Raw genomic sequence first — 12,676 nt, forward strand, 5'->3', positions numbered from 1 at the left:
TAATGATTTTTGTTGGCTTGCCTAGAGAGGAGATGCGATGAAGATAAGGGAGATGCGATCGCATTAATCTTAAATTAATCGCTAACAATGTAACCAGCTTATGCAGTCCTTCAATATTACTCTGCCAGATGCGATCGCAAATGCTCTCAGTGCTTACATTGGCGATCAAGAAGTTTCCTTATCTGCTAACGCTATAGTAGAAAATTCCCTTGAAGAATTCCTCAGCCAACGTGGTTATTTACCTCCACAAAAACGATCCAATACTGCTCGGTTAATGAATATTCGTAGGTTGGGTTTCGCTTGGCTCAACCCAACAAACCCCTGAAAATGTTGGGTTTCGTTCCTCAACCCAACCTACACATTGCTATTTTTTAGCCTTAACCGAGTAGTATTGAGATGCGATCGCGTTAATCTTAAATTAATTAGCGACAATACCACGTTCACGAGTATCAAAGACTCATTAATGAAGCTCAAAGCCTTATTAAAGGAGTTCAAAGCCTCATTAAAGGAGTTCAAAGCCTCATTAAAGAACCTCAAAGACTCATTAAAGAACCTCAAAGACTCATTAAAGAACCTCAAAGACTCATTAAAGGAGTTCAAAGCCTCATTAACGGAGTTCAAAGACTCGCCCTGGCGAATGGGATTCGCGGCTATACAGACAAAAGCTACCGATCCTGGGTTTCAAGTTCCTGAGTCCGTGCAGACGGACTTTGTTTATGTAGCGGCGATATCCATTCACCAAGTATATTTATTTGCAAAGGTCAGATTTTTTCATACATCTGTTTATGCTTGGCTAAAAGCTCTTGATATTTCTCATTTGTCTTCGCTTCTACCCACTTAGCTTTAAATATAGCTGCTGATTCCGCTTTCACTGCGTCTACTTCATAAGGAAGAATTTCTTTTTTATCACCTGAAGTATCCGAATTCTGTTTATATTTTCTGCCGCTTTTATGATTAGCATAACGGCGAGAGCGAGTATAACCCATTTGGATAAACTTTCGTGCCATATCCGCACCAACAAAATCATCTTGTTCTAGATAATCAAGAAACATCTCATAAATTTTTTCACTCGACTCTCTAGCAATATCAGGAGTTTTGAACCGCCAGTAAGGAAGAATTTCTGATTTGTATGGTTCAACCAAAAGTACACCCTGCTCACCCTTGCCAACACGATAGAGTTCAGGATGTTGGCGAAAATCAATATTTTTAAAGTCTAAAGAATAATCAAATGCCATGATAGATTTTTATTATGAATACTAAACTTTAAGTAAAAAGTTCAGCTTCTATCAAAGTATTGAGATTTGGTTCTACTATGCTATCTAGCACCCAATCCGCGAACAGTGTCCTTGGGCCAGGAAATCTGCGTAAAGTGCATCACATTGCCCTCAACGTCCAGGATATGCAAGCTTCCCGCCACTTTTATGGCACAATCCTGGGTTTGCACGAACTCACAGGCGACGAAGTACCCGCAACCCTGGTGGAACTTGTTGCATCTGGGAAAGTAGCCAACTTTATCACCCCGGATGGTACGATTCTCGATTTATTTGGGGAACCAGAGTTATCACCACCAGATTCCAATCCAGAGAAGACATTCACCAGAGCATACCATCTCGCCTTTGACATCGATCCCCAGTTATTCGATCGCGCGGTGACAGTAATCGGGGAAAATAAAATAGCGATCGCACATGGCCCTGTCACCCGCCCTACTGGTAGAGGAGTGTATTTTTACGATCCAGATGGCTTTATGATTGAAATTCGTTGCGATCCAGAAGCTAGTTAACTTAAGGGTAATAACAAAAGTATCTACTATGACCGCGAAACTCACGGAAATATTTAAAGTAATTGAAGATGCGATCGTAAAACCACCAATTCCACACGAACCATACAAGCAATCATTGAAAGCCTGGGCGATGTATTGTTTGCGAGACAAAGGTTTTATAGTCGCTTATGCTCAAAATGCCGACTTTGCCATTGAAAGAAAACGTGAAGAAAAGCTATATTTCAAAGTTTCAAATAGCCCCGATGATTTAGATAATTCTCTTAACTGGATTGTTTGGGATAGTGCAACTAAAAGCGCCAGTCTCATTCCTCAAAAAATAGACTGATGCCAAAACAGTCATCAAATGCTTCCCTGATTCTTTAACTATTCAGATGGATGTATTTTCACTAACTATCTTCCTTCATCAGACAACTGCTGCACAAATATTTGATGTTCTACTGAATTTAATCCCAACTGCAATACAGCCAATACTTGCTGCATATTGCCAGCAATTAAATCGGACATTGACAACCACAAACCAGGAAATACTTGACTTTTGATAATTCCATCTGCATCCACTTCTAAAGATACATACTCTCCTTGTTGCAGGCTAAACCAATCTAATTTGTTTTCAAATATTTGCCAAACAATATATTCTTTGACTCCATTACGACCATAAACTTTTTTCTTGTCATGTAAATCAATAGCAACACTGCTAGCTGCTATCTCTATTACCAGTTCTGGTGCACCTTCGATGTAATCATCATCGCTCAAACGAGATTGTCCTTGGGATGTTGGTGTGATTAATAACACTCCATCTGGTTGCGGTTCATTGTCTCGATCTAAGCGGACTGTTGGCTCAATTCCCAATCTCACACCAAGAGTGGCAATTTGGTAAGTCCACAACCAACCGATAAGATGACCATGTGGTTCGGCATGACTTTCAAAGCGTAATGGGGAAGCCAAGTATACAACTCCTTCAATTAATTCTGCCTTTTGATGACGGGGCATTGCTTGATAGCGTCGTTCAAATTCGTAGCGAGTGAGGCGATCGCCATTTTCTAAATGAGGAATTCGCTGCTTGAATGATAGATTGACCATGATTTTCTGCTCTGGCAAGGAGTTTTACTTTATTATGGCTTGAAACCTTAATTACGAATTACGTAGCTTGCTTCTCGCCTTTGGCGAGTATTACGAATTACGAATTAGTGTTGGGTTTCTCAAACACCATTAAATGCTGTTGAGGTAACAAGTTTTTAGTTTCCCGCCAAACCAAACCAACAGCTTGCATTTCTTTACGGACTTGCTTTTGAGTCATTTTGTGCAGACGTTTAATCATAATAAAAGGATTTTCACCGCGATACTCAACCAGCACTACCCTCCCACCTGGTTTAAGTGCTTTCACAATTCCTTGCATCACTTCTTGGGGATACTCAAGTTCATGATAAGCATCCACTATCAAGGCTAAATCGATGCTTTCAGATGGTAAATTAGGGTCAGTAAAAGTGGCTAAAACAGGCTCAATATTGGTGATATTTTTCTCTTTTTTGAATAACTCAATAATTTCCAACATTTCTGGTTGCACATCTACAGCCAACACCTTACCTGTTGTTAATAACGGCGCGATGCGAAAGCTTAAGTAACCTGTACCAGCGCCAATATCCGCCACCACATCATTAGGTTTGAGATTGAGGAGGCTGACTACCTTACTTGGCTGTTCTTCTCGCTCTCGGCTGGGACGTTCTAGCCAGCCAGCGCCAGTGTATCCCATAACTTGGGCAATTTCGCGCCCCATGTAGTATTTGCCGATACCATCTGGACTATGGATAAAACGCTGTTCGTAAACAGTGGTAGATGAAGACGCAGCTTGTGCTGTCAGGGTTGGGTTCAGCAGCGAGCAACTCAAGATCGCAATAAGGGTTACTATAAAGTGGAGAAAATTTGACATTTGGTTATGACCGATCGGGATAGCTATAAGCAGCAATTAAAAGAATTTTATGGTAGTAGAACGACTTATGACTATGAGGAAGGTACTCGCCATCCTTTAGAAGCCAAAATTTTACTTGAATTTGTTCCACTACATTCGGAACAGAAAATCCTTGATGTGGCGACTGGAACGGGTTTAGTTGCGATACCCGCAGCCCAAAAAGTTGGTTCAGAGGGCTACGTGATTGGGATTGACATGACCCCTGGAATGTTGCATCAAGCAAGACTTAAAATTGCAGCAGCAAAATTACAAAATATCGAGTTGATTGAGGCGGATGCAGAATATTTAAACTTTAGCGATCGCAGTTTTGATGCTGTCTTTTGCTGTGAGGCGATTGTACTTTTTCCCGATATCCTTGCTACTTTGCAAAAGTGGTATCGCTTCTTAAAAACAGGAGGGTATGTAGCATTTACCTGTCCTCCGGAAACTGCTTATATGGCATCTCTTCAGCAGAGGATCTGCGCTAGAGTTTTGGGCGAATCATTACCACATATTCTTGAACCACTGGGGACTCCAGAAAAATGTCGAAGTTTGCTCAATCAGGCAGGTTTTAGAGATATTGAAATTAAGATTGAACCCTCAGGACGTTACCGCCCTCTTAGGGATAACAAATTATCTTGGACAGCAATTAATATAAATTTTAAAGGTCATCCGTTATTGTCAAAATTATCACCAGAAAAATTAAATCAGTTGGAAGTTGAATACACTACAGAAATTGAGAAACTAGCAACCGATCGAGGTCTTTGGATAGACACTACAAAGTTCTTTGTTCGCGCTCGAAAATAAGTTGATGAGCTTTGCTGCTGAACTGACACATGAGGGCGATCGCACATGATAATCTTGCGGTTAATAATAACAATCACAGTTTAAGCTTCTAGACCGGTGTGTAAGTAAACATTTTCAGGATTTACTTGAACAGCCTCTTTAAAAATTTGTAATCCAACCTGTGGACGCTTATATGCAAAACCTGTCCCTAATGTTAGTGCCTGTACTCGCTGCCCAGAAAGCAGCCGGTGACGGTTTAATTAAACCTCTTGGTCATCACGAGCTGCTGTTGGTGCTAGTGCAACTGTCACTATTGCTTCTCGTAGCGCGGGGATTAGGTGAGTTGATGCGCCGGATTAACCTCCCGCCTGTTGTTGGAGAATTACTGGCGGGTGTGCTGCTGGGCCCTTCTCTATTTGGTTTGCTCCTTCCAGATTTACAGGCAGACATCTTTCCCAAAAGTCAAGAACAGTCTAATTTACTTTCGGTGATTTCTTGGTTGGGTGTGTTATTTTTGCTGATTGTGACTGGGTTGGAGACGGATCTCAAGCTGATTCTTCGTAAAGGTAAAACGGCTCTGTTGATTTCACTGGGCGGAATTATTGTCCCGTTTATCACCGGATTTGGATTAGGGTGGCTATTGCCAGATAGTTTTTTAGCCGACCCAGAAAAGCGATTGGTATTTAGTCTATTTATCGCCACAGCAATGAGTATTTCAGCAGTACCAGTGATTGCGAAGGTGCTGATGGACTTAAACCTGATTCGCCGTGACATTGGTCAAGTCACCTTAGCTGCTGGGATGACTGACGACACCATCGGCTGGATTTTACTTTCTGTGGTTTCAGGTTTAGCTAGTAGCGGCAAATTTGACTTTGGGACAATATTCCATTCTGTGAGTGCGGCCATATTATTTTTAGCGATCGCCTTTACAATTGGGCGTACCATCATAGACCAGATATTGCGGTGGGTTGATGACTATGTTGGTGGAATTGCCGCGAGTATGTCGGTTGTGCTGATTCTTTCGCTCTCGGCAGCAGCACTTACCCACGCATTAGGTCTAGAAGCAGCATTAGGTGCTTTCGTACTGGGGATTCTAGCAGGTCAATCCCGCCGCTTTAGCAATGAAGCTGGACACATGTTAGAAGTCTTCACAGCAAGCTTTCTAGCACCAATTTTCTTTGCTTCAGCTGGCTTGAAAGTTAATTTGCTCGCTCTGTTAGTCCCACAGACGTTGCTATTTGGTTTGATTGTTCTCGTTGTTGCCTGTGTTGGCAAATTTACAGGTGCTTACCTTGGTTCTCGTGCGGGCGGCTTGAGTCATTGGGAAGGTTTGGCAATGGGTTCCGGGATGAATGCTCGCGGGGCGATGGAAATTGTTGTTGCCACCATTGGTTTATCTTTGGGAGTGCTGAACCCACAGATGTACTCGATTATTGTCATGGTAGCGATCGTCACTTCCCTAATGGCTCCACCCCTGCTGCGCTGGTGTTTGTCAAAGGTGGTTATGGGTGAAGAGGAAGCTCGACGTTTGCAACGAGAAGAACAGGATAGCCGCAGCTTTATCAAGCAGATTCACCGTATTTTAATACCGACTAGTGGTGGCCCCAACATCCAACTGGCGGCACAACTAGTCGGTTACATGGCTCACCAAAACTCGATAGAAGTTACATCTCTATATGCTCTGAGTGATAAGCAACCTCAAAGCAAAGCACGCCGGATGGAGGCAACCCAGGTTAAAGATACTGCCGCAGACCTCGCTCTGACTGCCGTTACTGAGGAAATGCAGCTACCTGCTGATACCACCCTGCAAACAAAAACGGAGTCGGGGCGTAATAAAGCGGAGGTAATTTTGAATGAAGCAAACAAAAACTATGACTTGATTGTATTGGGAGCTTCAGAACAGATCCGCCCCCAGAAAGCATTGTTCAATTTGCTTGTCGATCGGGTTGTCCAAGAAGCACCTTGTGCAACGATGGTGGTAAAGTCGCATCTACCCCAACCGAAAGGCGAGATATGCAAAATTCCTCAACAACAGCTCAAAAAGATTTTGGTGCCAACGGTGGGGACAGAATATAGTAAAAATGCTGTAGAGATCGCAAGTACGATCGCGGCTCAAACCGGGGCATTAGTGACGATCGTTAACGTAATTAATTTGCCACAGGTTGAGTATATTCTTTACGAACAGCGATCGCTAGCTCCAGTCAAGGAAATTGCTCACGATATGCTCGAACAGCAAGCAGAAATGGGCCGCAATCTGGGTGCTGATGTCAAAACTTATATTCTTCAAGGAAGCAGTCCAGAAAAGGAAATCCTCAAGTTTGCCCAAACCGAGGAAGTTGACTTAATTATTTTAGGGAGTAGTATCCGCATGGTTACGGGTCGCGTTTTCTTCGGTCATAGAGTCGATGCAATTCTGAGTAAAGCCCATTGTCCAGTAGCGGTAATTACTGTACCTTAAGAGTGCTGAGTGCTGTTAGCGGTAGCTCGGCGTTTAGCTCGTCCTGAGTATAAACCCAGTTGGTTTAAAGCTTTGAGCAATCAACACTGTCCTAATACCAATTGGAAAAAAGAATGCGACAAATAGACCATTTGTAGAGACGCGATTCATCGCGTCTTTACCCAAGAATATGTTCCAATCATTAATTGAATTGGTATAACATATCTGACTACAGCTATACATTAGACTTCTTGCAGAAGTCGGGGAAAGGGTAAGGGGTAAGGGGAAAAGGCTCCCTAAACCTTTCCTCTTTAACATGAGTCCCTTTCCCCCAAGAGTGCAAAAGTTACTTTTGCAAGAGGACTATTTATTTCATAAACATTGCAAAAAAGAATGTAGAGACGTAGCTATGCCATGTCTCTACAAAGGTTCTAGATAACGCATATTTAATTTCACCAGATATCTAATGATTTGGTCTTAGCGCGAAGCTCTGGATGTTACCGATCTTTGTAAATTAGCTAAAGCGCGATTGTAATCCAAAATAGCTGTAACTCGATTACCTTCTGCTCTTGTCAGGTCATTTTCAGCATCAATTACCTCTGTTTGAGTACCCACACCAGCTTGAAACCTCAACCTTGCTAAATTCAGAGCTTCCCTAGCTTGATTTAAAGCCACACTAGAAGTCTGCACATTATTTAAATTGGATTGCAATTGAGCATAGTACTGTTCTACATCAAAGCGAATTAGGTCGCGCTGACTAGCAAATTGAGTCTCTGCGATCGCAATATTAGCTCTCGACTGAGCCGCTCTTGCTCTTGCTGCTCCTCCTTCAAATAAAGTTAGATTGCCTTGAAGTCCTACTGAATAGCCATCAGTAATGCTCGCGCCATCATTATACCGATCTAGCAGATTGTAGTTGCCTACCAAACTAACTTGCGGCCCTAGCTGTGAAAGTGCCTGTCGTCGCTGTTGCTCAGAAATATTACGTTGTGCCAAAAACTGTTGCAACTCTGGACGATTTTGAAACGCTTGGACAATACTTTGCTCTACCGTCTGCGACCAAAGACCCGCTAATTGTACGGGATCTGAGGCAGTGATATCAACTGACTGCGACAAACTTAACAACGTAGCAAGCTGACGACGGGCAATTTGCTGCTGTGAGATCGCATTAGTCAGTTGTTGTTGGGCGTTTGCTAAATTCACCTGAGCTTGCAGCACATCGAACCGCGTACCCACTCCAGCCTGTTCTCTAGCTAGAGTATCCCGCAAACTTGCCTGGGCATTGATCACAGCAGACTGATTAATTCTGACTAGTTGATCTGCTTGTTGCAAATCGTAGTATTGAGTGGTCGCATTCAAGCTAATTGTCAAAGACTGACTTTCAACATTTAATTCATCTACCCGTAGCTGTTCTTCGGCGGCTCGGATAGCCGCTTGTGTGTTCCCAGAAGTATAGAGATTATAATTCAGTTGTGCTGAACCATTAAAAGAAGTGCTGGCTTGAGACGAATTGCTCTTAAAACCATTACCATTATTAGTCACACTACTGTTAATACCAAGAGTAGGAAACAAAGCAGCTTGAGACTCGCGTAGCGCTGAACGACTGCGTTCTAGCTGTAATATAGCTACCTGTAAGTCTCGATTATTGCGTTTTGCGAGTTCCAAAGCTTGTGCCAAACTGATTGGCACAGTTCCCTGAATCCTTACTTCCTCCGGTTTAGTTGGAAATTGCAGAGGGTTGGGATTGGGGTTGAGGCGATCGGGAACTTGTACAGAGCTTGAAGAATTCTGTGCTTTTAGCTCAGTTGCTGCACTTACTGCATTTGGAAGAAGAATCGCCAACGCCACAGCAACCCAGGCAGAATGCACGAAGAATAAGCTGAAATTCATAATCTAGAATAGTCATTAATTAGGTTTTTTGAGGATATAATTAAAAGTTTTCATCCTGATTGACCTAAGAGATTTAAATCTTAAATTCCTCCTCAGAAGGTTAATCTTAACAAATTAGCCGACAATCAAACCATCCTGAACTCGAATAATCTTTCTGGTTTGAGCAGCGATATCAGGTTCATGAGTGACAATCACAATTGTGATCCCTTGGTCATTAAGTTCAGTCAGTAAATTCATCACCTCATGGGAAGTTTCAGTATCTAAAGCTCCTGTTGGCTCATCTGCCAAAACTAATGCAGGGTCGGTTGACCAAAGCACGAGCGATCGCTACTCGTTGTTGTTGTCCGCCAGAGAGTTGACTAGGACGGTTAGCTATACGTCCCCCTAATCCTACCCTTTCTAAGGCTTCTAATGCCCTTTCTCGGCGTTTTGGCTTGGGCAAGTTAGCGTAAACCATTGGCAACATCACGTTTTCTAACGCTGTCGCCCGCGCCAATAGGTTAAATTGTTGAAACACAAAACCTATCCTTTGGTTGCGGATATAGGCTAATTCATCATCATCAAAAGTCGTTAGGTTTCTGCCTTCAAAAATATAATTTCCAGTTGTGGGACGATCCAGACATCCCAAAATATTCATCAGCGTCGATTTACCCGAACCTGATGCACCCATAATTGAGACATATTCCCCTTCCTCAATAGAGAGTTGAATTCCCTTGAGTATGGGAACGCTAACTTCTCCCAAGTGGTAAGTTTTAGTAATGGATTCCATCCAAATCATTGTTGGCATAAGAGTTAGGAGTTAGGAGTTAGGAGTTAGGAGTTAGGAATTACGAATTACGAATTATTTAGTCGCTTCTTAAAGCAGTAATTGGATCTAATTTTGCGGCGTTACGTGCTGGAATTACCCCAGCGATTAAGCCAACAGTTAACGAGAGTGCAAAGCCAGCAACGATCGACAATAAAGAAATTACAAAGGGAAATTTGAAACTGTTTGCAGCTACAAAGGCTAATAAAACGCCAGTCGCCATCCCAATACCTCCGCCGACAATGGAAATCACGATCGCTTCCGCTAAAAATTGATTAAGTATTGCCGAATTGGTTGCTCCTACAGCTTTGCGAATTCCGATTTCTCGCGTTCGCTCGACTACAGAAACTAGCATAATGTTAGCAATACCAATACCACCAACCACTAGAGAAATTCCAGCGATCGCTACCACCATGACTGTAAATAAACCCACAATACTAGTGAAGGTACTAACAATATCAGCTTGATTGGTCAGCCGAAAATCATCAGCTTGTGGCGGATAAATGTTATGACGCAGCCGTAAAAGATTGGTGACTTGAAACTGAGCGGCTTCTAACTGTTCCTGATTCGCGCCTTTAACTAAAATTCCACTTACAGAAACGCCTACTAGGGCATTATTCCCAACTAGTCTCTTGGACATACTAGTTAGAGGAATAAAAATCTGGTCATCTCGATCCATCGGCCCCTGAGCGCCTTTAGGTTCCATCACCCCAATTACTTCATAAGCCTCTCCCTGAATCCGAATTCTCTCACCGATCGGATTTACACCTTGTGCAAAGAGTGTTTTTTGAACTGTCGGGCCAAGAATCGCCAGCTGTGCGGCAATATCTAGTTCTTCTTGGGTAAAATATCTCCCTTGTTGGGGGTGAGTATTTCTGACTTCTGGGTAGTTCAAATCAGTGCCATAAATGGTTGTTGAGGTGTTCTGTCCTGCATAGACAACTTGAGCAGTCCGTTGGAGATAAGCAGAAACCAGCTGTGCTGATGGTGCTTGTGTAGCGATCGCCTTTGCATCTTCCCAGGTTAAGGTACTGCTAGAACCTACTCCTTGACGGACATTTCCGCTTCTTGCCGCACCAGCTAAAATTTGGATGACATCTGTACCCAATGCTTGTATCTGTTGCTCAACCCCTTTTTGCACTCCCTGACCGACAGAAGTAATGGCAATAACTGAAGAAATCCCAATAATCACGCCCAACATAGTTAGACCTGTGCGTAATTTGTTACTCCACAGAGTCTCTGCCGCCATTGTCAATATTTCCAGCAATGGTACTGTGCGGGTATTCTTCGCTTTATAAAAGCCCTTAAATATCTTAAACATAATGTTTTATTTAAAACTAACTTTAAGGGGAACCACCGCTTTGAGAACGACCACCCCCAGAACCGCCGCCTGAACGACTTCCGCCGCCTGCTCCTCTTCCGCCGCCACCACCGGCTCCACCTCCACCTAGACCTGGGAAAACTCCTCCTCTTGGTGTTGATTGCGGACGCGATCCTGGTGGGAAACTGAGCAATACTCTTTCGTCTCCTGTCAATCCAGACTTAACTTCGGTAAAGTTATTCGCAGTGACGCCAGTCTCAATGCGAGTGAACACAGGTCTGTTATTTTTTCCTTGCACAAACACGCCTGTAGCATTTTCTTGACGTACCACCGAGGCTGTTGGCACTACTAAAACATTTTGAACTTGACCGACTTGAAAATCTACTTCTGCATTCATCCCAGACCGCAATAGTCTTTGAGGGTCTAAAAGTGATACTCTCACTTCAAAACTGGTGACGTTTTGCTCTACTATTGCTTGGGCAGCAATTTGGCTGACTTTACCTTCAAAGGTTTTTCCTGGGTAGGCATCTGCTTTAATCGAGACTTTTTGACCAAGGCTGATTTTGGAAATATTTGTTTCCGCTAAATTGGCGACAACTTCATTTGTGGAAGCTAGAGACAAGATTGAAGAAGAAGAAGAAGAAGCTACTTCACTACTGGCAGTTGTGGGTGTTACGAAAGCACCGGGATCGGCATATTTCTTTGTCACCACACCATCAAAGGGTGCGCGAATAATCGTGTCATTGATTTCGGCTTGGATGTTTTGCAGCGAACCACGAGCCGATGTTACCTGGGCACGAGCGGCATTAATATCTTCTTGGCGCGTTCCGGCTTTCAGGAGTGCTAAAGCTTGCTGTCTCTGCTTCACCACAGCTCGTGCTTGCTCAATGTCTTCTGGACGCGACCCGGCTTTTTGCAGAGCCAGTGCTTGCTGTGCTTCATTTACACTGGCTTGAGCACTGTCGCGAGTGGCACGGTTTTGGTTAAGAGTCTGAAGGGAAATACCGCCTGCATTGTAAAGTTGCTGATTGCGAGCAAAATCATCTTCGGCTTGGCGAAGGGCAGCTTGAGCGCTTTGCAAGCGTGCCTGTGCTTGGGCAATATCTTGAGAGCGATTACCTGCGATCGCTTTTTGCAAATTCGCTTGGGCTTCGTCTAATGCTCCCTGTGATTGGGCAATATCTTGAGGACGATTACCTGCGATCGCTTTTTGCAAATTCGCCTCGGCTTGTGCCAATTGTCCTTGTGCAGAGGTAAGTTGTCCCCGAAGGTTGGAATCATCCATGTAAGCGACAATCTGTCCTTGTTTGACGATATCTCCTTCTTTTACCAATAGGCTTTTCAAGATGCCAGAATTTTTCGGGCTGAGATTGATTGACCGCTCAGGCTTCACCGTTCCGTTCGCTGAAACTGTAATTGTTAAACTCTGCCTTTCTACAGGTCTTGTCAGCACTCTGCGTCTGGCTTCTTGACGAGGAGCAACCGTTACTTGGTAATAAACGGCATAGCCAATTCCACCCAAAAGGCAAAGAGCAATTAGCCAAGAGAGCCAATTACGTCTGACCTTTTTTTTCTTTATCTCTGGAACTAAAACTGATGAATCTACGGTATTTGGTGTATCAATTTTCATATCATTTTGTCTATAAGGAACGGCTACCGAGCTATTTATTCACGGCTAAAACTATAGCCTGGTAGCCTAATACTGACAATGA

Annotated in this window: 11 protein-coding genes and 1 pseudogene; 5 read left to right on the forward strand and 7 right to left on the reverse strand. The window is 43.3% G+C overall.

Annotated features, from left to right (window positions below; genetic code table 11):
• Window positions 1-100 precede the first annotated feature (100 nt).
• Window positions 101-325 carry a hypothetical protein gene (locus NSTCB13_RS24050; protein ID WP_448274047.1) on the forward strand — a complete coding sequence of 75 codons (225 nt, stop codon included), beginning with the start codon at window positions 101-103 and terminating at the stop codon, window positions 323-325.
• 436 nt (window positions 326-761) lie between these two features.
• On the opposite strand, the gene NSTCB13_RS24055 is transcribed toward NSTCB13_RS24050, so the two are convergent.
• Window positions 762-1,235, reverse strand: coding sequence for a DUF4385 domain-containing protein (locus NSTCB13_RS24055; RefSeq protein WP_448274048.1), 474 nt, complete (start codon window positions 1,233-1,235; stop codon window positions 762-764).
• A gap of 77 nt (window positions 1,236-1,312) precedes the next feature.
• On the opposite strand from NSTCB13_RS24055, the gene NSTCB13_RS24060 reads away from it, so the two are divergent.
• Both NSTCB13_RS24060 and NSTCB13_RS24065 read left to right on the forward strand, forming a co-directional pair.
• Complete coding sequence (locus NSTCB13_RS24060; RefSeq protein WP_448268067.1) at window positions 1,313-1,780, forward strand: VOC family protein; 468 nt, start codon at window positions 1,313-1,315, stop codon at window positions 1,778-1,780.
• 28 nt (window positions 1,781-1,808) lie between these two features.
• The gene (locus tag NSTCB13_RS24065; RefSeq protein WP_445630453.1) at window positions 1,809-2,105 is read left to right on the forward strand and encodes a hypothetical protein; all 297 of its coding nucleotides are present in this window, start codon (window positions 1,809-1,811) and stop codon (window positions 2,103-2,105) included.
• 65 nt (window positions 2,106-2,170) lie between these two features.
• On the opposite strand, the gene NSTCB13_RS24070 is transcribed toward NSTCB13_RS24065, so the two are convergent.
• Both NSTCB13_RS24070 and NSTCB13_RS24075 read right to left on the reverse strand, forming a co-directional pair.
• A complete protein-coding gene (locus tag NSTCB13_RS24070) occupies window positions 2,171-2,860 on the reverse strand; it encodes a Uma2 family endonuclease (RefSeq protein ID WP_448274049.1) in 690 nt (229 codons plus the stop codon).
• Window positions 2,861-2,957: 97 nt separating this feature from the next.
• The gene (locus tag NSTCB13_RS24075) at window positions 2,958-3,707 is read right to left on the reverse strand and encodes a class I SAM-dependent methyltransferase (RefSeq protein ID WP_448274050.1); all 750 of its coding nucleotides are present in this window, start codon (window positions 3,705-3,707) and stop codon (window positions 2,958-2,960) included.
• A 6-nt stretch (window positions 3,708-3,713) separates the two neighbouring features.
• Between NSTCB13_RS24075 and NSTCB13_RS24080 the strand changes: the two genes are divergently transcribed.
• Together NSTCB13_RS24080 and NSTCB13_RS24085 are read left to right on the forward strand one after the other, a co-directional pair.
• A complete protein-coding gene (locus NSTCB13_RS24080; protein ID WP_448274051.1) occupies window positions 3,714-4,532 on the forward strand; it encodes a class I SAM-dependent methyltransferase in 819 nt (272 codons plus the stop codon).
• A gap of 172 nt (window positions 4,533-4,704) precedes the next feature.
• Window positions 4,705-6,969 carry a cation:proton antiporter domain-containing protein gene (locus NSTCB13_RS24085; RefSeq protein WP_448274052.1) on the forward strand — a complete coding sequence of 755 codons (2,265 nt, stop codon included), beginning with the start codon at window positions 4,705-4,707 and terminating at the stop codon, window positions 6,967-6,969.
• A gap of 456 nt (window positions 6,970-7,425) precedes the next feature.
• Here the strand turns inward: NSTCB13_RS24085 and NSTCB13_RS24090 are convergent, their stop codons facing one another.
• The 4 genes and pseudogenes from NSTCB13_RS24090 to NSTCB13_RS24105 form a co-directional block, all read right to left on the reverse strand.
• On the reverse strand, window positions 7,426-8,838 hold the full coding sequence (locus NSTCB13_RS24090; protein ID WP_445630448.1) for a TolC family protein: 1,413 nt from the start codon (window positions 8,836-8,838) through the stop codon (window positions 7,426-7,428).
• 114 nt (window positions 8,839-8,952) lie between these two features.
• Window positions 8,953-9,625, reverse strand: a pseudogene (locus tag NSTCB13_RS24095) (ABC transporter ATP-binding protein).
• A gap of 58 nt (window positions 9,626-9,683) precedes the next feature.
• Window positions 9,684-10,964 carry an ABC transporter permease gene (locus NSTCB13_RS24100; RefSeq protein ID WP_448268071.1) on the reverse strand — a complete coding sequence of 427 codons (1,281 nt, stop codon included), beginning with the start codon at window positions 10,962-10,964 and terminating at the stop codon, window positions 9,684-9,686.
• Between the two features lie 22 nt (window positions 10,965-10,986).
• Window positions 10,987-12,594 carry an efflux RND transporter periplasmic adaptor subunit gene (locus NSTCB13_RS24105; RefSeq protein WP_448274053.1) on the reverse strand — a complete coding sequence of 536 codons (1,608 nt, stop codon included), beginning with the start codon at window positions 12,592-12,594 and terminating at the stop codon, window positions 10,987-10,989.
• Between the last annotated feature and the right edge of the window lie 82 nt (window positions 12,595-12,676).

It is taken from the genome of Nostoc sp. DSM 114160, from assembly GCF_053470305.1.

Excerpts from the sequence above, each read along its gene's own strand:
- NSTCB13_RS24105 (WP_448274053.1), bottom strand. The coding sequence starts at position 12,594 with ATGAAAATTGATACACCAAATACCGTAGATTCATCAGTTTTAGTTCCA.
- NSTCB13_RS24090 (WP_445630448.1), bottom strand. The coding sequence starts at position 8,838 with ATGAATTTCAGCTTATTCTTCGTGCATTCTGCCTGGGTTGCTGTGGCG.
- NSTCB13_RS24070 (WP_448274049.1), bottom strand. The coding sequence starts at position 2,860 with ATGGTCAATCTATCATTCAAGCAGCGAATTCCTCATTTAGAAAATGGC.
- NSTCB13_RS24085 (WP_448274052.1), top strand. The coding sequence starts at position 4,705 with ATGCAAAACCTGTCCCTAATGTTAGTGCCTGTACTCGCTGCCCAGAAA.
- NSTCB13_RS24060 (WP_448268067.1), top strand. The coding sequence starts at position 1,313 with ATGCTATCTAGCACCCAATCCGCGAACAGTGTCCTTGGGCCAGGAAAT.
- NSTCB13_RS24080 (WP_448274051.1), top strand. The coding sequence starts at position 3,714 with ATGACCGATCGGGATAGCTATAAGCAGCAATTAAAAGAATTTTATGGT.
- NSTCB13_RS24100 (WP_448268071.1), bottom strand. The coding sequence starts at position 10,964 with ATGTTTAAGATATTTAAGGGCTTTTATAAAGCGAAGAATACCCGCACA.
- NSTCB13_RS24065 (WP_445630453.1), top strand. The coding sequence starts at position 1,809 with ATGACCGCGAAACTCACGGAAATATTTAAAGTAATTGAAGATGCGATC.
- NSTCB13_RS24050 (WP_448274047.1), top strand. The coding sequence starts at position 101 with ATGCAGTCCTTCAATATTACTCTGCCAGATGCGATCGCAAATGCTCTC.
- NSTCB13_RS24075 (WP_448274050.1), bottom strand. The coding sequence starts at position 3,707 with ATGTCAAATTTTCTCCACTTTATAGTAACCCTTATTGCGATCTTGAGT.
- NSTCB13_RS24055 (WP_448274048.1), bottom strand. The coding sequence starts at position 1,235 with ATGGCATTTGATTATTCTTTAGACTTTAAAAATATTGATTTTCGCCAA.